General features: G+C 65.9%; 19 protein-coding genes. All 19 read left to right on the plus strand.

The genetic code is table 11. The annotated features are described in order from the left end of the window. Window positions 1-4: 4 nt before the first annotated feature. Entirely contained in the window at window positions 5-1,123 is a 1,119-nt protein-coding gene (locus AB3X08_RS11410) for a flagellar basal body P-ring protein FlgI (RefSeq protein WP_369932649.1), read from the plus strand. Between the two features lies 1 nt (window position 1,124). Then, window positions 1,125-2,336, plus strand: coding sequence for a flagellar assembly peptidoglycan hydrolase FlgJ (gene flgJ, locus AB3X08_RS11415; protein ID WP_369932650.1), 1,212 nt, complete (start codon window positions 1,125-1,127; stop codon window positions 2,334-2,336). Between the two features lie 11 nt (window positions 2,337-2,347). Continuing rightward, window positions 2,348-4,222 (plus strand): flagellar hook-associated protein FlgK, encoded by a 1,875-nt coding sequence (flgK, locus tag AB3X08_RS11420; RefSeq protein WP_369932652.1) that lies wholly within the window; start codon window positions 2,348-2,350, stop codon window positions 4,220-4,222. Further along, window positions 4,219-5,424, plus strand: coding sequence for a flagellar hook-associated protein FlgL (gene flgL, locus AB3X08_RS11425; protein ID WP_369932653.1), 1,206 nt, complete (start codon window positions 4,219-4,221; stop codon window positions 5,422-5,424). Before flgK ends, flgL begins: the two co-directional genes overlap by 4 nt. Window positions 5,425-5,757: 333 nt before the next feature. Then, on the plus strand, window positions 5,758-6,942 hold the full coding sequence (locus AB3X08_RS11430) for a flagellin (protein WP_369932655.1): 1,185 nt from the start codon (window positions 5,758-5,760) through the stop codon (window positions 6,940-6,942). A 202-nt stretch (window positions 6,943-7,144) separates the two neighbouring features. After that, window positions 7,145-8,479, plus strand: coding sequence for a flagellar filament capping protein FliD (gene fliD, locus AB3X08_RS11435; protein ID WP_369932657.1), 1,335 nt, complete (start codon window positions 7,145-7,147; stop codon window positions 8,477-8,479). A 167-nt stretch (window positions 8,480-8,646) separates the two neighbouring features. Next, entirely contained in the window at window positions 8,647-9,066 is a 420-nt protein-coding gene (fliS, locus tag AB3X08_RS11440; RefSeq protein ID WP_184409860.1) for a flagellar export chaperone FliS, read from the plus strand. Next, window positions 9,063-9,365: a hypothetical protein gene (locus AB3X08_RS11445; RefSeq protein ID WP_369932658.1), complete on the plus strand. Its 303-nt coding sequence runs from the start codon at window positions 9,063-9,065 to the stop codon at window positions 9,363-9,365. Before fliS ends, AB3X08_RS11445 begins: the two co-directional genes overlap by 4 nt. Continuing rightward, on the plus strand, window positions 9,362-9,940 hold the full coding sequence (locus AB3X08_RS11450) for a PilZ domain-containing protein (RefSeq protein ID WP_369932659.1): 579 nt from the start codon (window positions 9,362-9,364) through the stop codon (window positions 9,938-9,940). The genes AB3X08_RS11445 and AB3X08_RS11450 overlap by 4 nt, the downstream gene beginning before the upstream one ends. Before the next feature lie 94 nt (window positions 9,941-10,034). Next, complete coding sequence (locus AB3X08_RS11455) at window positions 10,035-10,667, plus strand: response regulator (RefSeq protein WP_179564539.1); 633 nt, start codon at window positions 10,035-10,037, stop codon at window positions 10,665-10,667. A gap of 272 nt (window positions 10,668-10,939) precedes the next feature. Continuing rightward, window positions 10,940-12,337, plus strand: coding sequence for an RNA polymerase factor sigma-54 (gene rpoN, locus AB3X08_RS11460; protein ID WP_369932661.1), 1,398 nt, complete (start codon window positions 10,940-10,942; stop codon window positions 12,335-12,337). Between the two features lie 13 nt (window positions 12,338-12,350). After that, window positions 12,351-12,734: a response regulator gene (locus AB3X08_RS11465; protein WP_010341669.1), complete on the plus strand. Its 384-nt coding sequence runs from the start codon at window positions 12,351-12,353 to the stop codon at window positions 12,732-12,734. Next, window positions 12,731-14,221: a sigma-54 dependent transcriptional regulator gene (locus AB3X08_RS11470; RefSeq protein ID WP_369932662.1), complete on the plus strand. Its 1,491-nt coding sequence runs from the start codon at window positions 12,731-12,733 to the stop codon at window positions 14,219-14,221. The genes AB3X08_RS11465 and AB3X08_RS11470 overlap by 4 nt, the downstream gene beginning before the upstream one ends. A gap of 282 nt (window positions 14,222-14,503) precedes the next feature. Then, a complete protein-coding gene (locus AB3X08_RS11475) occupies window positions 14,504-15,607 on the plus strand; it encodes a DegT/DnrJ/EryC1/StrS family aminotransferase (RefSeq protein ID WP_369932663.1) in 1,104 nt (367 codons plus the stop codon). 50 nt (window positions 15,608-15,657) lie between these two features. After that, window positions 15,658-15,879, plus strand: a complete 222-nt coding sequence (locus AB3X08_RS11480) for an acyl carrier protein (protein WP_369932664.1) — start codon at window positions 15,658-15,660, stop codon at window positions 15,877-15,879. Window positions 15,880-15,883: 4 nt separating this feature from the next. Next, window positions 15,884-16,921, plus strand: a complete 1,038-nt coding sequence (locus AB3X08_RS11485; RefSeq protein ID WP_369932666.1) for a ketoacyl-ACP synthase III — start codon at window positions 15,884-15,886, stop codon at window positions 16,919-16,921. Then, window positions 16,918-17,682, plus strand: coding sequence for an SDR family NAD(P)-dependent oxidoreductase (locus tag AB3X08_RS11490; protein WP_369932667.1), 765 nt, complete (start codon window positions 16,918-16,920; stop codon window positions 17,680-17,682). Before AB3X08_RS11485 ends, AB3X08_RS11490 begins: the two co-directional genes overlap by 4 nt. Further along, window positions 17,679-18,413: an SDR family NAD(P)-dependent oxidoreductase gene (locus AB3X08_RS11495; protein ID WP_369932669.1), complete on the plus strand. Its 735-nt coding sequence runs from the start codon at window positions 17,679-17,681 to the stop codon at window positions 18,411-18,413. The genes AB3X08_RS11490 and AB3X08_RS11495 overlap by 4 nt, the downstream gene beginning before the upstream one ends. Then, complete coding sequence (locus AB3X08_RS11500) at window positions 18,410-19,063, plus strand: acetyltransferase (protein WP_369932671.1); 654 nt, start codon at window positions 18,410-18,412, stop codon at window positions 19,061-19,063. The genes AB3X08_RS11495 and AB3X08_RS11500 overlap by 4 nt, the downstream gene beginning before the upstream one ends. The last annotated feature ends 1 nt before the right edge of the window (window position 19,064 follow it).

Consider the following 19,064-nt stretch of genomic DNA (forward strand, 5'->3'; position numbering starts at 1 on the left):
TGCCATGAACCTTCTGACCCTGTCCTGCCGCCTGCTCGCCGCGTTCGCGCTGTGCGCCGGCCTGGCTGCCCCGGCCGCCGCCGAACGCATCAAGGACCTGGCCCAGGTCGGCGGCGTGCGCGGCAACGCGCTGGTCGGCTACGGCCTGGTGGTCGGCCTGGACGGCAGCGGCGACCGCACCAGCCAAGCGCCCTTCACCGTGCAGAGCCTGAAGAACATGCTCGGCGAGTTGGGCGTCAATGTTCCGTCGAACGTCAATCCGCAGCTGAAGAACGTGGCCGCGGTGGCGATCCACGCCGAACTGCCGCCGTTCGCCAAGCCGGGCCAGCCGATCGACATCACCGTCTCCTCGATCGGCAACGCGGTGTCGCTGCGCGGCGGCTCGCTGCTGATGGCGCCGCTGAAGGGCGCCGACGGCCAGGTCTACGCGATCGCCCAGGGCAGCCTGATCGTCGGCGGCTTCGGCGCGCAGGGCAAGGACGGCTCGCGGATCTCGGTGAACGTGCCCAGCGTCGGCCGCATCCCCAACGGCGCGACGGTGGAGCGTGCGCTGCCGGACGTGTTCGGCAGCAGCGGCGAGATCACCCTGAACCTGCACCAGAACGATTTCACCACGGTATCGCGGATGGTCGCAGCGCTGGAGAGCACCTTCGGCCCCGGCAGTGCGCACGCCATCGACGGCGGCACCGTGGCGGTGCGTTCGCCCACCGACCCGAGCGCGCGTATCGGCCTGCTGGCGCGGATCGAGAACGTGGAACTGTCGCCGGGCGCGGCGCCGGCCAAGGTGGTGGTCAATGCCCGTACCGGCACCGTGGTGATCGGCTCGCAGGTGCGGGTCAGCCCGGCGGCGATCTCGCACGGCTCGCTGACCGTCACCATCAGCGAAGGCACCCAGGTCAGCCAGCCCAACGCACTGAGCAACGGCCAGACCGTGGCCGCGCCGAAATCGACCATCACCGCCACCAACGAAGGCAGCCGCATGTTCAAGTTCGAGGGCGGCACCTCGCTGGACCAGATCGTGCGCGCGGTCAACGAAGTCGGCGCCGCGCCGGGCGACCTGATCGCGATCCTGGAAGCACTGAAGCAGGCCGGCGCGCTGAGCGCGGAGCTGGAGGTGATCTGACATGCGTATCTCGGCCTCTCCCATCGAGCTGAACGCGACCACCCAGAACGATCCTGCGCGGATCGACAAGGTGTCGCGCCAGTTGGAAGGACAGTTCGCGAACCTGCTCGTCAAGAGCATGCGCGACGCCAGCTTCGGCGATTCCCTGTTCCCGGGCGAGAACCAGACCTTCCGCGACATGTACGACCAGCAGATGGCCAAGGCGCTGACCGAGGGCAAGGGGCTGGGCCTGGCGGCGATGATCGCCAAGCAACTGGGCGGCGGCAAAAGCGCCGACGCGCCAGCCACCAACACTTCGATCGGTGCCGCGCAGGCGGCCAAGGCGTATTCGCTGGTGTCCGGCCAGGGCGGCGGCAGCAGCAGCGCCTCCGCCCTGGCCGACAGCGGCGCGGCGAGCGGCGTGGGTGCCGCTGCCTGGGGCGGCCTGGACGCCGCCGACGCGCCGCAGCAGCAGGTCGCGCGCGTGCTCGATCTGATCGCCGGCCGCGAGACCAGCGCCATGCACGAAGCGATCGGCAGCAATCCCGCCGACGGCAGCGCCAGCCTGGCCTGGACCGGCGCGGACGACCGCTGGTCGGATCTGGCGACGACGGCGGCCGACGACACCATCGGCATCGATGCCAGCGCCACCGCCGCCGCCAAGGCGGCCGCGGCCAGCCTCGGCGAGCGCACTCCGGAAGGCTTCGTCGCGCAGATCTGGACCCACGCGCAGAAGGCCGCCAAGGAGCTGGGCGTGGACGCGCGGGCGCTGGTCGCGCAGGCCGCGCTGGAGACCGGCTGGGGACGCCGCGGCATTTCCCGCGGCGACGGCGCCAGTTCCAACAACCTGTTCGGGATCAAGGCCACCGGCTGGAGCGGCGAGCGCGTCACCACCGGCACCCACGAATACGTGGCCGGGGTCAAGCAATCGCAGACCGCCGATTTCCGCGCCTACGCCTCGCCGGCCGAGAGCTTCGCCGACTACGTGCGCCTGTTGAAGACCAACCCGCGTTACCAGCAGGCGTTGAACGCCGGCACCGACATCCGCGGCTTCGCCCAGGGCCTGCAGCGCGCCGGCTATGCCACCGATCCGTCCTACGCGGCCAAGATCGCCGCGATCGCCGGCGGCCCGACCATCGGCCGCGCCGTGGCCGCGATCGGCAATGCCGCCGCCAGCGGCATCGGACGCGCGTTCGCCAGCACCTCCGATTCGTCCAACAGCGTCCTGCGCTGAGGTAGCCGCCCATGTCCGTCCTGTCCACCGGCACCAGCGCCCTCATCGCCTTCCAGCGCGCCCTGGCGACCGTGAGCCACAACGTCGCCAACATCAACACCGACGGCTACAGCCGGCAGCGCGTGTCGTTCGCGACCACCACGCCGACCCAGTACGGCTCCGACTACATCGGCAACGGCACCAAGATCACCGACATCTCCCGCGTCGCCGACCAGCTGGCGACCTCGCGGCTGCTGGACAGCAGCGGCGAGCTGGCGCGGCTGAAGCAGCTGTCGAGCCTGTCCGACCGCGTCGACGGGCTGTTCTCCGATACCGCCACCAACATCTCCGGGCAGTGGTCGAACTTCTTCGATGCCACCACCGGGCTGTCATCCAATGCCTCGGCCACCGCCAGCCGGCAGAACCTGCTGGACAACGCCACCTCGCTGGTGACCCGCTTCAAGCAGCTCAATGGGCAGATGGACGCGCTCGGCAACGAGGTCAACAACGGCCTGCTGTCCGCCACCACGGAAGCCAACCGCCTGGCCGGCGAGATCGCCAAGATCAACGGCCAGATCGGCGGCAACGCCAGCGCGGCCGCGCCGGACCTGCTCGACCGGCGCGATGCGCTGATCACCCAGCTGGTGGGCTACACCGGCGGCAGCGCGATCCAGCAGGACGGCGGCGCGATCAACGTCTATACCTCCGGCGGCCAGGCGCTGGTGGTCGGCACCACCGCGTCCACCCTGACCACGGTCACCGATCCCTACCAGCCCGGACGCCTGCAGGTGGCGCTGAAGGCGCAGAACACCACCATCACCCTGAGCGACAGCGCGCTGGGCGGGCAGATCGGCGGCCTGCTCGAGTTCCGCAGCAGCGTGCTGGACCCGACCAAGGCCGAACTTGGGCGCATCGCCACCGGTCTGGCGGTCAGCTACAACCAGCAACACAAGGCAGGCGTGGACCTGTACGGCAACCTGGGCGGCGATTTCTTCTCGCTGTCCGCGCCCAACGTCAACGCCAATGCCGCCAACACCGGCAGTGCCAGTTTCAGCGCCAGCGTCAGCGACCTGAGCAAGCTCGACGGGCAGAACCTGCTGCTGAAGTTCGACGGCAGCACCTGGACCGCCAGCCGCGCCGACACCGGCGCCAGCGTGGCGATGACCGGTACCGGCAGCAGCACCGATCCGTTCGTGGTCAACGGGGTGACCCTGCAGGTGTCCGGCAGCGCCGCCGCCGGCGACAAGTTCCTGCTGCAGCCCACCGCCAACGCGGTCACCGGCCTGGGGGTGGCGATCACCGACCCGTCGCGCATCGCCGCGGCCACGCCGGTCACCGGCAGCGCCGACCTGGACAACCTGGGCACCGGCAAGGTCAGCAACGTGCGCGCCACCGACGCCAGCAACGCCAATCTGCTGACGCCTTCCAGCATCGCCTTCATCGACGCCAACCAGTACACCATCGACGGCGCCGGCCCTTACACCTATACCGCCGGGCAGACCATCAGCGCCAACGGCTGGAGCATGACCCTGGACGGCGCGCCGGTCGCCGGCGACACCTTCGCGGTCACGCCCACCGGCGCCGGCTCCAGCAACAACGGCAACGCCCTGACCCTGTCCAACCTGGACGACAGCAAGGCGTTCAACGGCGGCACCATCACCCTCAACGGCGCGGTGTCCGGGCTCACCACCACGATCGGCTCGGCGGCGCGGCAGGCGAGCTACGCGGCCGACGCGCAGGACGTGATCCACACCAGCGCACAGGACGCGCGCGACTCGGTGTCCGGCGTCAACCTGGACGAGGAAGCCTCGGACATGTTGCGCCTGCAGCAGGCCTACCAGGCCGCCTCGCAGCTGATCTCCACCGCCGACACCATGTTCCAGTCCATTCTGGGTGCGATCCGATGAGCAACCGTATCTCCACCGGCATGATGTTCAGCCAGTCGGTCAACAACATGCTGGGCAAGCAGGCCAAGATCTCGCATCTGGAACAGCAGCTGGCGACCGGCAAGCGTCTGGTCACCGCCGCCGACGATCCGGTCGCCTCCGGCACCGCGGTCAACCTGGACCGCGCGGTCGCCGAACTGGAGCGTTTCGGCCAGAACGCCAACAACGTGCAGAACCGCCTCGGCCTGCAGGAGAACGCGCTGTCCCAGGCCGGCGACCTGATGGCGCGGGTCAGCGAACTGACGGTGGAGGCGAACAGCTCGGCGCTGACCACCGACGACCGCAAGGCAATCGCCTCCGAACTCAAGTCGCTGCACGACAGCCTGCTGAGCCTGTCCAACAGCACCGACGGCAGCGGCCGCTATCTGTTCGCCGGCGCCGCCGACGACAAGGCGCCGTTCGCGGTGGTCAACGGCAGCGTGGTCTACAGCGGCGACCAGACCCAGCGCAGCGTGGAGGTGGCGGCCGACACCCAGGTCGCCGACGCCCTGCCCGGCAGCGAGATCTTCATGCGCATCCGTACCGGCGACGGCACCGTCGATGCGCACGCGGCCAGCACCAATACCGGCACCGGCCTGCTGCTGGACTACAGCCGCGACGCCGGCGCGAGCGGCTGGAACGGCGGCAGCTACAACGTCGCCTTCACCGCCGCCGACACCTATGAAGTCCGCGACAGCGGCGGCACCGTGGTCACCACCGGCACCTACGCCGCCGGCGAGACGATCAGCTTCGGCGGCCTGAAGATGCGCCTGGACGGCGCGCCGGCGGTGGGCGACAGCTTCCAGATCGGCGCCTCCACCAACAAGGACGTGTTCTCCACCATCACCAACCTGGTCAACGCGCTGAACACCGACCCGGTCACCCCGAGCGACAAGGCCGCGCTGCAGAACACCCTGCAGTCGTCGATGCGCGACATCAGCCAGGCCTCGGCGAAGATGATCGACGCGCGTGCGGCCGGCGGCGCGCAGCTGGCCGCGCTGGACAACGCCGCCGAGCTGCGCGAATCCAACGAAGTGACGCTGAAGACCACCCTGTCCTCGCTGCGCGACCTGGACTACGCCGACGCGATCGGCCAGTACCAGCTCGAACAGGCCGCGCTGAAATCGGCGCAGACCATCTTCACCCAGATGCAGTCGATGTCGCTGTTCAACATGATCCGCTGAATCCCGATTCCGCTCTATAAGGAAAGGCGCGGAGCGCGGCGGCGCTCGCCGGCCTTTCGCGTTATACAGAGTTCGTCATCGCCGCCTGGTCTTGGAAGTGTCATCCCGGGACCGCTAAAGTTTGGCAAAAGGCGGCCGAAACTAGCTCTTCGCCGCGAGTGCCACAGGCTCCCGGTTCGCCGCATCGCGATAATTTCCGCAGCGAATCGCTAAAGGTTGTTGACATCTCGCCGTTATTTATCTCAGCAGCGGCAACGGCCAATTGATGGCCCCCCTGCGGAGGCTCCAGGCACCGATGGGTTGCCGGATAAATCGCTTAGAGGAGATATCAAAATGGCACAGGTAATCAACACCAACGTAATGTCGCTGAACGCTCAGCGTAACCTCAACAGCACCAGCTCGAGCATGGCCACGACGATTCAGCGTCTGTCCTCGGGCCTGCGCATCAACAGCGCGAAGGACGACGCCGCCGGTCTGGCGATCTCCGAGCGCTTCACCACCCAGATCCGCGGCCTGGACGTCGCTTCGCGCAACGCCAACGACGGCATCTCGCTGGCGCAGACCGCCGAAGGCGCGATGGTCGAAATCGGCAACAACCTGCAGCGTATCCGCGAGCTGTCGGTGCAGTCGGCCAACGCCACCAACTCCACCACCGACCGCGAAGCGCTGAACTCGGAAGTCAAGCAGCTGACCTCGGAAATCGACCGCGTCGCCAACCAGACCAGCTTCAACGGCACCAAGCTGCTGGACGGCTCGTTCTCCGGCGCGCTGTTCCAGGTCGGCGCCGACGCCGGCCAGACCATCGGCATCAACAGCATCGTCGACGCCAACGTCAACTCGCTGGGCAAGGCCGGCTTCGCCGCCACCCAGACCGGTTCGGCCGCCCTGGCCTCCGGCACCGCGACCGCCAGCGGCAGCTTCTCCGGCATGTCGGTCAATGGCGTCAGCATCTCGTCGGTCGCCGTCGCTGTCGGCGACGCCGGTGCCGACGTGTCCAAGAAGATCGCCGCCGCGATCAACGACAAGCTGGACCAGACCGGCGTCTACGCCTCGGTCGACAGCACCACCGGCGCGCTGAAGCTGGAATCGCTGAAGGCCGGCAAGGACTTCTCGTTCACCGCGGGCTCGGGCAGCGGCGCCACCGGCATCACCTTCAGCAACGCCGGCATCGCCACCTCGGCCGCAGTCACCGCCGGCACGACCAACACCCTGAGCGACCTGGACATCTCCACCTTCTCCGGTGCGCAGAAGGCCCTGGAAATCGTCGACAAGGCGCTGACCTCGGTCAACTCCTCGCGCGCCGACATGGGTGCGGTGCAGAACCGCTTCACCTCCACCATCGCCAACCTGAGCTCCACCTCGGAGAACCTGTCGGCCTCGCGTAGCCGCATCCGCGATACCGACTACGCCAAGGAAACCGCCGAACTGACCCGCACGCAGATCCTGCAGCAGGCCGGTACCGCGATGCTGGCGCAGGCCAAGTCGGTCCCGCAGAACGTGCTGAGCCTGCTGCAGTAACAGCCCGCTCGACACCGGCACGACCCGAAAGCCCCTCCGCGAGGAGGGGCTTTTTTTTCTGCCCGGCCGCCCGCCGGCACAGGACTTGCATCCTGGTGGGGGCAATCCCGACACGCGCTGGCGGCCTCAAGAACCGCCCCGCGCCGCCGATACCCCTATCTACCGCTGGCCTTCGTGCCCGCCACCGTAAGGAAGCCCACCCATGGCTACTTCATCGTTGTCTGCCGTCGGCTCCGGCATGGACGTCACCGCCGTCGTCAAATCCTTGGTCGCCGCCCAGCGCGCACCGCAGGAAAACCGGATCAACGCCGACGGCACCGCGTCCAGCGCGCAACTTTCGGCGTTGAGCACGATCAAGGGCGCGCTGTCCAACCTGCAGACGGCGATGAACGCCATCGCCAAGAGCGCCGACAAGAGCGCGGTCAAGGCCACCGTCGCCGACGGCGCGGGCTATACCGCCAGCGTCACCGAGAGCGCGACTGCCGGCAACTACAGCGTGGAAGTGGTGAAGCTGGCCGAACGGCAGAAGCTGACCTCGGCCGCCTATGCCGACGATGCGGTGGTCGGCGACGGCACCTTGACCGTCGCCTATGGCGACAAGACGCTGAACGTCACCATTGCCGAAAACAGCAAGCTCAGCGACGTCGCCGCGGCGATCAACAAGGCTGCCGGCGGCAGCGGCGTGACCGCCAGCGTGGTCAGCGCCGACGACGGCGACCACCTGGTGCTCAACGCGGTCGATTCCGGCACCAAGGGCGCATTGACCATCACCAGTTCCGGCGGCAACGGCGGGCTCAGCGCGCTGACCTACAGCAGCGGCAGCAGCGGCGGCCTGACCCAGACCGTGGCCGCGGCCGATGCGGTGGTGCGCGTGGACGGCTTCGAACGCACCTCCAGCAGCAATGCGATCGCCGACCTCGTGCCCGGCGTCACCTTGAACCTGACCAAAGCCGCGGAAGGCACCAAGTACAGCCTGAGCATCGCCAACGACAGCACCAGCCTGAAGGCGAACCTCACCGCGTTCGTGACCGCCTACAACACCGCCAACACCTTGCTGAAGTCCTCCAGCGCCTACGACGCCACCAACAAGAAGGCGTCGGCGTTGACCGGCGATTCGATGGTGCGCGGGCTGCAGCAATCGCTGCGCAAGCAGGTCAGCGACAACGTCGTCGACCTCAAGGCGATGGGCGTGACCATCGACAAGGACGGCGTGATGAGCTTCGACAGCGCCAAGTTCGACAGCGCCATCGCCAGCGACCCGGCCTCGGCCACCGCGATGTTCGGCACCGACGGCGCCTTCACCTCGGGCATGAGCACGTTGCTGTCCAGCAACCTGGACACCACCAGCGGCACCCTCACCCAGCGCACGGCCTCGCTCAACAAGCACATCAGCGACCTGACCGACCAGCTCAGCGACCTGGACAAGCGGATGGAGACGCTGACCACCCAGTACACCGCCAGGTTCACCGCGATGGACACCATCGTCGCGCAGATGCAGACGATCAGCGACAGCCTCACCAAGCAGTTCTCGTCGTAACGATGGCACCGGAATGAAAAAGGTTCTCGGTGCTCAAGTCCGAGCGGGCAGCGGCCGATATCTTTAGCATCGACAGTCATCCGGACTGGCAGCACGTACCGTCGCCGCGGCGCCTTCGCCGTCAGGCAAGGCAACGCCGCACCAGGCCACCCGAGGGAGTTTTTTCCATGTACGGTTCCAGCCGCCAGTACGCCGAGCAATACCGCAAGATGAGCGTGTCCACCAGCATCACCGATGCCGACCCGCACAAGCTGGTGGCGCTGCTGTTCGCCGGCGCGTGCCAGCGCATCCGCCAGGCCCAGGCCTGCCTGGCGCAGGGCGACCAGGCGCGCAAGGGCAAGGCGATCGGCGAGGCCTGCGCCATCGTCGGCCACCTCAACGGCTCGCTGGACCACGAGGCTGGCGGCGAAATCGCCAACAACCTCTCGGCGCTGTACGACTACGTGATGCATCGGCTCACCGAGGCCAACCTGCACAACGACGAGAGCGCGCTGGTCGAATCGCTGGAACTGCTCAGCGAGATCGATGCGGCGTGGAACGCCATCCCCGTGCAGCAGCGCGAACTCGCCGCGGTCGCCGCCGTATGATCGCCATCAGCATCGAAGCACTGCATGCCGAACTGCACCAGCTGCAACAGGTGCTGCAAGGCGACGACCACGCGCTGGCCGGGCGCATGGTCGCCGAGCACGACCAGCACCTGCGCGAATACCTGCAGCAGGCCGGCAACGACGTCTCGCGCGAGGGCATCGGCTCGCTGCTGCAACTGCAGCAGGCGGTGATCGCGCAGATGCTGCAGGCGCGCGACGAAGCCGGCGACTGGCTGCGTGCCAATCGCCTCTCCAACAATGCCGCGCGCGCCTATTCCCAGGCCGGATCGCTGAGATGAACAGCGCGTCCGACGGCGGCGTACACCACCCTGCCGAAGCCGAGCTGTTCCACGACACCCTGAGCTGCGAACTGGCATTGCCGGCAGACTTCAAGCTCGGCAACGGTATCGGCCGCTTCGGCGCCGCCGAAGCCCTGCTGCGCGGCCTGGCCCAGGTCGAAGACCTGCGCAGCGAAGACGGCAGCGAAGAGCGCAGCGACCAGCCCCTGCAGCTGCAGCGCATGGACGCCAAGCTCGACCTGATGCTGGTGCTGCTCGGCCGCCTGGCCCGGCAGCACGAGGAAGGTCTGCCGCTGCGACCCGTGCGTTGGTCGCGCCGAGGCCTGAGACTGGAATTGGGATCGCGCTCGGGCGCGCTGCCGGGCGCGGCCGGCCTGTTGCGCCTGCAGCCGTCGGACTGGCTGCCCGACCACCTCGAACTGCCGGTCCAGGTCCTGGCCGAAGCCGCCGCTGGCGGCGGTTTCTATCTCTGGCTACGATTCGAGACACAGCCGCCTGGCCTGGAAGAGGCCCTGGAACGGCACCTGTTCCGCCTGCACCGGCGGCAGATCGCCGACAGCCGGCGCGCACGCTGAGCCGCCCACCACGTTCCCGCCGCGCCGCGACGAGGTTGGCGGCGGCGGCGCGCTCGGCTAAGGTGCGGTACTAGAGTAGAGAGATCTCCCCACCGTGCGAGTCATCATCGTCGACGATCACACCCTGGTTCGCGCCGGCCTGAGCCGGTTATTGCAGACGTTTGCGGACATCGACGTGATCGCCGAGGCCAGCAACGCGCAGGAAGCGGTGGACCTGGCCAGCCTGCACCGCCCCGATCTGGTGCTGATGGACCTGTCGCTGCCCGGGCGCAGCGGCCTGGACGCGCTGACCGACGTGCTGCAGACCTCGCCCAAGACTCGCGTGGTGATGATGTCGATGCACGACGATCCGGTGCACGTGCGCGATGCGCTGGACCGCGGCGCCACCGGCTTCGTGGTCAAGGATGCGGCGCCGTTGGAACTGGAACTGGCGTTGCGCGCGGCCAGCCTCAACCAGGTGTTCCTGAGTCCGCAGATCTCTTCCAAGATGATCGCGCCGATGCTCGGCCGCGAACGCCCGGTCGGCGTCGCCGCGCTGTCGCCGCGGCAGCGCGAGATCCTGCGCCAGATCGGCCGTGGCCAGAGCAACAAGGAAATCGCCTCGGACCTGGGGATCAGCGTCAAGACCGTGGAGACCCACCGCGCGCGTATGATGGAATCGCTGGGTTGCCGGCGCGCCAACGATCTCGTATTGCTGGCCGCACGCCATCAGAACGAGCTGACCTGAGTCCAGCCGGAAACGGGTTCCCGGCGCGCCGTGCTGGCATGCGGCTTGCCTTAACCGCTCAGCTGCCGACGTGAAACCGTCGAGGCCCGCCAGCGTTGCCTCTGCCGCGCCGAACGACCGGCGCCCCTTACAGTCATGTAAGGATTTTCCTTACATGCCGTCGGGAATTTGACTACCTCACTCAGGAACGCCCCGATTCTGTTACCGTCAGGTGGCAAGCACTATGCATTCCACGGGCGCCAGAGGGTTGGCGCCAAACCGAGGAAGTTCGCATGAAGCCGACCGTCTCCGCCCAGCTAGGCCAGCAACTCCACCTGACCCCGCAATTGCTGCAGTCGATCCGGCTGCTGCAACTGGACGGGATGCAATTGGAAATGGAAATCCGGCGCGCGCTGGAAACCAATCCCTTGCTGGAACTGGAAGAGCCGGAAGGCGTGCTCGAGCCTGTGGTCGATCACGACACCACGCTGGAAACCGCCGCGTTCGACGAACTGCCAGAATCCTCGATGTGGGACATCCCCGCCGCCGGCTGGAGCGAGGGCGAAGACGACCGCATGCAGCGCATCGCCGCCGGCGAGTCCACCGATCCGCAGCTGCGCGTGCTGCAGCGCCTGGCGATGGAACTGGACGAGCGCGACCTGGAAGTGGCCGCGTTCTGGCTGGAGCACAGCGACGATGCCGGCTATCTCGACGGCGCGCTGGACACGCTGACCCAGCTCGCCTGCGCCCGTTTCGACCGCTCCGCCGCGCAGGTGGAAGCGATCCGCCAGCGGCTGCTGCACGGCGATCCCGCCGGCCTGGCCGCCTGCGATCTGCGCGAATGCCTGAGCGTGCAGCTGGCCGCCCTGCCCGGCCGCGTCGCCGGCCGCCACCTGGCCGCGCGCATCCTTGCCGGCGATCTGAACCTGCTCGCCAGCCACGATTACCCGCTGCTGGCGCGCCAGCTCGACGCCGAAGCCGACGACGTGCGCGAAGCGGTGCGGCTGATCCTGTCGCTGCAGCCGCGCCCCGGCGACAGCCTGCTGCCGGAGAATCTGGGCCATGTGATTCCGGACGTGGTGGCCTGGCACAGCGATGGCACCTGGCGGGTGGCGTTGAATCCGGCCACGACCCACCGCGTCACCGTCAATCCGATGCACGAACGCGCCCTGGCCGAGGCCGGCGAGGCGGCGGCGCCGTTGCGCGAAATGCTGCAGGAAGCGCGCTGGCTGACCCGTGGCCTGTCGATGCGCTACGAGACGCTGCTGCGCACCACCCGCGCCATCATCGAGCGCCAGGCCGCCTTCCTGGTCAAGGGCGAGGAAGCGATGGCGCCGCTGACCCTGAAGGAAGTGGCCGACGCGATCGGCATGCACGAGTCCACCGTGTCGCGCATCACCACCGGCAAGTATCTGCAAACGCCGCGTGGTACCTTCGAGCTGAAGCATTTCTTCGCCGTACGCCTGGAAGGCGCCGCGGTTTCGGGACAGGCGGTGCGCGCCATGGTGCGGCGCCTGATCGAATCCGAGCCCTCGGGGCGGCCGCTGGCCGACGAGGCGATCGCCGGCCTGTTGTCGCGCCAGGGCGTGAACGTGGCCAGGCGCACGGTGGCCAAGTACCGCGAACAACTGGATATCGCCCCCGCCCGCGAACGCCGTCGCGCCAAACCGCTGCTGGCCCGCGCGGGCTAAGGAAACAATGCACATGAACAAATTGTCCGTGCTTCTGGTCGACGACCACGAAGGTTTCATCAACGCCGCGATGCGCCACTTCCGCAAGCTCGACTGGATGGAAGTGATCGGCAGCGCCGCCAATGGCCTGGAGGCGATCGAACGCTCCGAGTCGCTGCGCCCGCAGGTGGTACTGATGGATCTGGCCATGCCCGAGATGGGCGGCCTGCAGGCCACGCGCCTGATCAAGACCCAGGACCAGGCCCCGTACATCGTGATCGCCAGCCATTTCGACGATGCCGAGCACCGCGAGCACGCCATGCGCGCCGGTGCCGACAACTTCGTCAGCAAGCTGTCCTACATCCAGGAAGTGATGCCGATCCTGGAGGGCTTACGCACAGAGGGAGTACCGGCATGAGCGAGTCGCGCATCCTGGTGATCGATGACGACGCGGTCCGCGCCGAACGCACGGTGAGCCTGCTCGAATTCATGGACCTCAACCCGCGTTGGGTGACCGACGTGGCCGACGTCAATCCCGGCCGCCACCGGCAGAGCGAGTGGATGGCGATCCTGGTCGGCGGACTCGACGACCAGGCCCAGGCCGATGCGTTCTTCGGCTGGGTCGCGCGCAGTCCGCTGCCGCCGCCGGTGCTGCTGCTCAACGGCGAGGCGCAGGCGTTCGCGCAGCGCCACGGCCTGCACGAGGCCAATGTGTGGCAGCTGGAAGCGCCGCTGCGTCACGCGCAGCTGGAGACGCTGCTGCGCCGCGCCAGCCTCAAGCGCCTGGACGCCGAGCACCAGGCCGGCGCGGTGCAGGACAGCGGCCCGACCGGCAACAGCGCTGCCGTGGTGCGGCTGCGACGGCTGATCGACCAGGTCGCCGCGTTCGATACCACCGTGCTGGTCCTGGGCGAGTCCGGGACCGGCAAGGAAGTGGTCGCACGCGCGATCCACCAGCAGTCGCCCCGCCGCGACGGTCCGTTCGTGGCGATCAACTGCGGCGCGATTCCGCCGGATCTGCTGGAAAGCGAGCTGTTCGGCCATGAGAAAGGCTCCTTCACCGGCGCGCTGACCGCGCGCAAGGGCCGTTTCGAGATGGCCGAGGGCGGCACCCTGCTGCTGGACGAGATCGGCGACATGAGCCTGCCGATGCAGGTCAAGCTGCTGCGCGTGCTGCAGGAACGCAGCTTCGAGCGGGTCGGCGGCAACGTCACCATCCGCTGCAACGTGCGCGTGATCGCCGCCACCCACCGCAACCTGGAAGAGCGCATCGCCGGCAACCAGTTCCGCGAGGACCTGTTCTACCGGCTCAATGTGTTCCCGATCGAGATGCCGTCGTTGCGCGAGCGCAGCGACGACCTGCCGGCCCTGGTCAACACCATCGCCGCGCAGCTGGCGCGTACCGGGCGCGGCGAAGTGCGCTTTTCCGAAGAAGCCCTGCAGGCCCTGCGCGGCTACGAATGGCCGGGCAACGTGCGCGAGCTGACCAACCTGGTCGAGCGCCTGGCGGTACTGCATCCCAGCGGCCTGGTGCGGGTGCAGGACCTGCCGGCGCGCTACCGCGGCGACTTCGCCTCCTCGATCGACGTGTCGGCGCCACCGGCGCCGATCACCGCATCGGATCCGCGCCGCGTGCCCAACGTGGTCGACTTGCACGTCGGCCCCAAGGCGTTCTCCGATCCGTCCGAAGCGGCCGCGCAGAACGCGGCGACGCTGCCGGAGAGCGGCCTGGACCTGCGCGGGCACATGGCCAACATCGAGTTGGCGTTGATCAACGAGGCGCTGGAGCGCACCCAGGGCGTGGTCGCGCATGCGGCCCAGCTGCTGGGCCTGCGTCGCACCACGCTGGTGGAGAAACTGCGCAAGTACGGCATCGACCGCGACCAGACCGAACTGGCCGGCTGAGCGCGCGTTCGCGACCCGCGTCGCCGCGCGCGTGCTGCGCTACGGAACGACCGCGGTTCGAAACTGAAGTACCCTCCCCTCTGCGCATCGCATGCTTTCCGGACACGCGTCCGGCCGGCTGCATGCGGCTGTGTCGCGAACGATGGGGATCGTCGCGTGCTTCCCGTAGGCGAACGCGGAAGCAATGGACACGTCTGTTGGCATGTGGCTTGCTTTCAGAACAGGAACCCCGTCGCCACGATCCGCGCCGCGGATTCTCCACACGCACCCACGCAGGCCACCATGCCCATTCCCGTCACCAGTCCGCTGCTGCCTCCCCTGGACGAGTTCGTGCCGTACCTGGAGAAGATCTGGAGCAGCCGCATCCTGACCAATGGCGGCGACATGCATGCGGCCCTGGAGCGTGCCTTATGTGACTACTTGGGCGTCAACCACATCGCCTTGCTCAGCAACGGGACCCTGGCGCTAATCACTGCCTTGCAAGCGCTTCGTATCGCCGGCGAAGTGATCACCACGCCCTACTCCTTCGTTGCCACCACCCATTCCTTGCATTGGAGCGGCATCCGCCCGGTCTTTGTCGATATCGACCCGGTGACCCTGAGCCTGGATCCGGCCAAGATCGAAGCGGCCATTACGCCCCAAACCACAGCGATCATGCCGGTGCATTGCTATGGCAACGCCTGTGACACCGCGGCGATCCAACGCATTGCCGATATCTACAACCTGCGCGTGATCTATGACGCAGCCCATGCCTTTGGGGTTCGCGATCAGGGCGGTTCAATCCTGCGTCATGGCGATTTGAGCGTTTTAAGCTTTCATGCGACCAAGGTGTTCAATACTTTCGAAGGTGGCGCCATCGTCTGCCCGGACGAGACCACCTATCGTCGCATCGGCTACCTGAAGAATTTCGGCATCGTCGATGAGACCACCGTGGTCGCCCCCGGGATCAATGGCAAGATGAATGAGGTCAGCGCCGCCTTCGGACTGCTGCAACTCAAGCATATCGACGCAGCGCTGGAACAGCGGCGCCTGATCGACCAGCAGTATCGGCAGCTGCTAGCCGCTATCAACGGCATCCGCTGCCTGCCCCAAGACCAGAAGGCCACAACCAACTATGCGTACTTCCCGATCCTGGTGGATGTGGACTATCCGCTGTCGCGTGACGCGCTCTACCAGCGTCTACGGGAACAGAATGTGCTGGTCCGCCGCTACTTCTACCCGTTGATCAGCGACCTGCCGATGTATCGCAGCCTGCCCTCGGCGGCACCGGACAATCTACCGGTCGCGCGCGACATCGCGCAGAAGGTCCTCTGCCTGCCGATCTATCCTGGTCTGGAGCCCGCCGACATCGAGGCAATCGCGCAGTTGATCGCACATCCTTGCTGATAGGCTCCAATGCAATTTCCCCACGCTTCACAACCTGGAAATGGAACAACATGAGTCAACAGAAATTCATTGAGGACTTCCTCTCCGCTACCGACTTTCAGGATCCGGTGGAGGTCACCATGGACACCGTCCTGGCTGACTTGCCTGAGTGGGATTCGCTCTCAGCGTTGGGGGTAATCGTCATGTTCGACGTGGAATACGGAAAGGTCATTACCGGCGACGATCTCAAGAACTGCGTCACACTAAACGATCTCTACAAACTGCTGGGGTAAAGCCATGGGATTGTCCACTCTCAGCAATGTCCGCTTTGCGGGCATGGCGAGTTGCGTGCCCAAGCGGATCATTTCCAACTTGACCGATTGCCCGCCGAAGATGCGCTCAGAACGCGAGCGTCTGGTGCGCAACATCGGCATCGAGTTTCGTCGCATTTGCCCGAGCTGGCAGACGTTTTCCGACCTGGCGCTCATCGCCACGGAAAAGCTGCTTGAAGAGCTGCAATGGGACAAGAAAGAAATCGATGCGTTGATTGTCGTGACGCAATCACCCGACTATCCCATCCCGGCCACGGCCATCATCATGCAGGACCGGCTGCAATTGCCGCAGACCGCTATCGCCTTTGATGTCAATCTTGGCTGCTCGGGCTATCCGTTTGGCCTGCACCTGGTGGGCAGCATGATTGCGGCGGGCACCATCAAAAAAGCGCTTCTGCTGGTCGGAGACCGCTCCGCCACGCTTACGGATCCATTGTTCTCCGATGCAGGCACCGCCACAGCGCTGGAATTCGACAAAAATGCACCCCCAATGCATTTCGACTTGAACAGCGACGGCAGCGGCTACCAGGCCATCATGTTGCCCGTGGGCGGACACCGTGAGCCTTACGGACACCAGCATATTTCTCCTACACGTGACGAGAATGGTGTGCTGCACTGGCCAGGTGAACTGATTCTCGATGGTCCGGCCGTATTGAGTTTCTCGACCCAGCGTGTGCCGCCAGCGGTGGAAAGGTTGCTTGACTATTCCTGTGTCTCTAAGGACAGCGTTGATTTCTTCGTTTTCCATCAGGCCAACAAAATGATCAACGAAACCATCCGCAAGAAGTTGGCGCTGCCGACAGAGAAAGTGCCGTCGACTCTGCGAGACCTTGGCAATACCAGTGGCGCTTCCCTGCCAGTCACCATGACCGTCCGTCTGAGCGATACGTTAGTCAAGGCCAAGCACCGCCTGTTGCTTGCCGGTTTCGGCATTGGCCTGTCCTGGGGCACGGCCATCGTGGACGTCGAGAACGCGGCCTTTCCGGCGCTGATCGAAGCATGAACGCCGCGCGCGATCCATTTTCCCTGGAAGGCAAGCGTGTCCTAGTGACTGGCGCTTCATCGGGTATTGGTCGACAAATTGCCATCACCTGCTCACAAATGGGAGCGCGCGTCGTCATCACCGGGCGCAACGCTGAGCGGCTGCGAGCCACATTCGACCAACTGGAAGGCCAAGGCCACACGCAAGTCTTGGCGGACCTGACAGAACAGGAAGGCATTGACCGCGTAGTGGGTGCAAGCGGTGTCATCGACGGCTTGGCACACGCAGCCGGTATGTCCAAGCTGACCCCCTTTCGCATGATTGGCCATGCGCATCTGGACGAGACATTTGCAAACAACACCTACGCGCCCATGCTGCTGACTCGAGGCCTACTGGCAAAAAAACAGATCGCGCCGGGTGGCTCCCTGCTATTCATTGCCTCGATTGCCTCGCATATCGGCCCGCTGGCTAGCGGCGCCTACGCCGCCAGCAAAAGCGCCCTGCTTGGCATGATGCGCTCGCTGGGTATGGAAGTGGCCAAGCAAGGCGTGCGTGCCAACTGCATCGCACCGGGTTACGTACGCACCCCCTTGCTGGATGGCCTGCAGGGAAGCGGCGGCAATATGGACAGCCTGTTTGAATTGACGCCACTCGGCATGGGCGAGCCAGAAGACGTGGCTTATGCAGCAGTGTTCTACCTTTCCGATGCCAGCCGCTGGATCACGCGCAACCACTTCATTCTTGATGGTGGTTTTTCTGTACCGATGGACATCTACGCATGAGTAACGCGGCGCAACGCGCTTTTTCACTGACGGGCAAGACCATCCTGGTCACAGGTGCTTCGTCAGGCATCGGCAGGCAAATCGCCGTTTCCTGCGCGCGGCGCGGGGCGTGTCTGGTCGTCACTGGGCGGGACGCCCACCGCCTTCAGGAAACCTACAATTTGTTAGAAGGCCAAGGTCACCGCCAGGTGCTGGCCGACCTGACCGAAGCAGAAGGCCGTGAACGACTGGTGCAGGGTATTTCCAGCATAGATGGCTTGGTGCACTGCGCTGGCGGGCAGCGCTTGAGCCCCATCCGGCAATTGACCGAGAAGCTCATGGCCGATGTCTATGCGGTCAATTTCCTGGCACCTGTCATGCTCACCCAGCGGCTGTTGCAGGTCAACGCTCTCGCGCCTCAAAGTTCCATCGTCTTCATGCTGTCCACTGCGGCCCATATCGGCACGCCTGGAGTAGGCCCATATTCGGCCATGAAGTCAGCCCTGCTCGGCATCATCCGCTGCCTGTCCATGGAGCAGGCCAAACGCAAGATCCGGGTCAATGGCATGTCTCCCTCTGCAGTCGTGACGCCCATCTGGGACGCAACCCATCTGGAAGCACAGAGAAAACGTCATCCGCTCGGATTGGGCACCGCAGAGGACGTGGCGAACGCTGCGATCTATCTCTTGTCCGATGCCAGTCGCTGGGTAACCGGGACCAGTCTGGTGATGGACGGCGGGGCTGTCCTGTGACCTATTCCGTGCTTATCGTCGGCGCGGGCGGCTGGGGCCGGGAGGTCTTGGAGCAAATGCAAGGTGATGTCGCGCATCGCAAGGATTGGGTAGTCACCGGGTTCCTGGACAGTCGCGCGCACATTCTCGATGACTTCGATACCGGGGTACCCATCGTCGGCGACCCTTTGACGTACGTGCCGCGTGGCAACGAGGCTTTCGTGTGCGCGCAAGGCAACCCACTGGAACGACACAAATACGTTCAACCGCTGCTTGCAAAGGGAGCCGCGTTCATCCCGATCTGCACCGAGTCGCACCTCAGTCGCCGCGTGCGTCTCGGTACAGGTTGCTTTCTCGGCAACCATGTCCACATTGGTCCCGATGTGTGGATCGGGGATTTTGCCAACCTGCTCACTTGGTCAGTGATCGGACACGACGTTCGCATTGGTCATTATGCTCATATAGGCGCACAGGTGTTCATGGGCGGCGGCGTGGAGATAGGCGACTTCGCAGTCGTGCACCCGCGTGCCACCTTGGTGCCCGGCGTCAAGGTGGGTGAGCATGCTGTCGTCGGTACCGGTGCGGTCGTGCTGAAGGACGTGCCAGCAGGTGCCACGGTGTTCGGCAATCCGGCCAAGATCGTATTCCACAAGAACATCAAGATGGACTGAT

Origin of the sequence: Xanthomonas sp. DAR 34887 (genome assembly GCF_041245805.1) — a bacterium.
Lineage (GTDB): Bacteria > Pseudomonadota > Gammaproteobacteria > Xanthomonadales > Xanthomonadaceae > Xanthomonas_A > Xanthomonas_A tesorieronis.

Coding starts and splice junctions, on each gene's coding strand:
- AB3X08_RS11475 (WP_369932663.1), top strand. CDS start 14,504: ATGCCCATTCCCGTCACCAGTCCGCTGCTGCCTCCCCTGGACGAGTTC.
- AB3X08_RS11410 (WP_369932649.1), top strand. CDS start 5: ATGAACCTTCTGACCCTGTCCTGCCGCCTGCTCGCCGCGTTCGCGCTG.
- rpoN (WP_369932661.1), top strand. CDS start 10,940: ATGAAGCCGACCGTCTCCGCCCAGCTAGGCCAGCAACTCCACCTGACC.
- flgK (WP_369932652.1), top strand. CDS start 2,348: ATGTCCGTCCTGTCCACCGGCACCAGCGCCCTCATCGCCTTCCAGCGC.
- AB3X08_RS11465 (WP_010341669.1), top strand. CDS start 12,351: ATGAACAAATTGTCCGTGCTTCTGGTCGACGACCACGAAGGTTTCATC.
- AB3X08_RS11480 (WP_369932664.1), top strand. CDS start 15,658: ATGAGTCAACAGAAATTCATTGAGGACTTCCTCTCCGCTACCGACTTT.
- AB3X08_RS11445 (WP_369932658.1), top strand. CDS start 9,063: ATGATCGCCATCAGCATCGAAGCACTGCATGCCGAACTGCACCAGCTG.
- AB3X08_RS11450 (WP_369932659.1), top strand. CDS start 9,362: ATGAACAGCGCGTCCGACGGCGGCGTACACCACCCTGCCGAAGCCGAG.
- flgL (WP_369932653.1), top strand. CDS start 4,219: ATGAGCAACCGTATCTCCACCGGCATGATGTTCAGCCAGTCGGTCAAC.
- AB3X08_RS11485 (WP_369932666.1), top strand. CDS start 15,884: ATGGGATTGTCCACTCTCAGCAATGTCCGCTTTGCGGGCATGGCGAGT.
- AB3X08_RS11495 (WP_369932669.1), top strand. CDS start 17,679: ATGAGTAACGCGGCGCAACGCGCTTTTTCACTGACGGGCAAGACCATC.
- fliS (WP_184409860.1), top strand. CDS start 8,647: ATGTACGGTTCCAGCCGCCAGTACGCCGAGCAATACCGCAAGATGAGC.
- AB3X08_RS11430 (WP_369932655.1), top strand. CDS start 5,758: ATGGCACAGGTAATCAACACCAACGTAATGTCGCTGAACGCTCAGCGT.
- AB3X08_RS11490 (WP_369932667.1), top strand. CDS start 16,918: ATGAACGCCGCGCGCGATCCATTTTCCCTGGAAGGCAAGCGTGTCCTA.
- AB3X08_RS11470 (WP_369932662.1), top strand. CDS start 12,731: ATGAGCGAGTCGCGCATCCTGGTGATCGATGACGACGCGGTCCGCGCC.
- flgJ (WP_369932650.1), top strand. CDS start 1,125: ATGCGTATCTCGGCCTCTCCCATCGAGCTGAACGCGACCACCCAGAAC.
- fliD (WP_369932657.1), top strand. CDS start 7,145: ATGGCTACTTCATCGTTGTCTGCCGTCGGCTCCGGCATGGACGTCACC.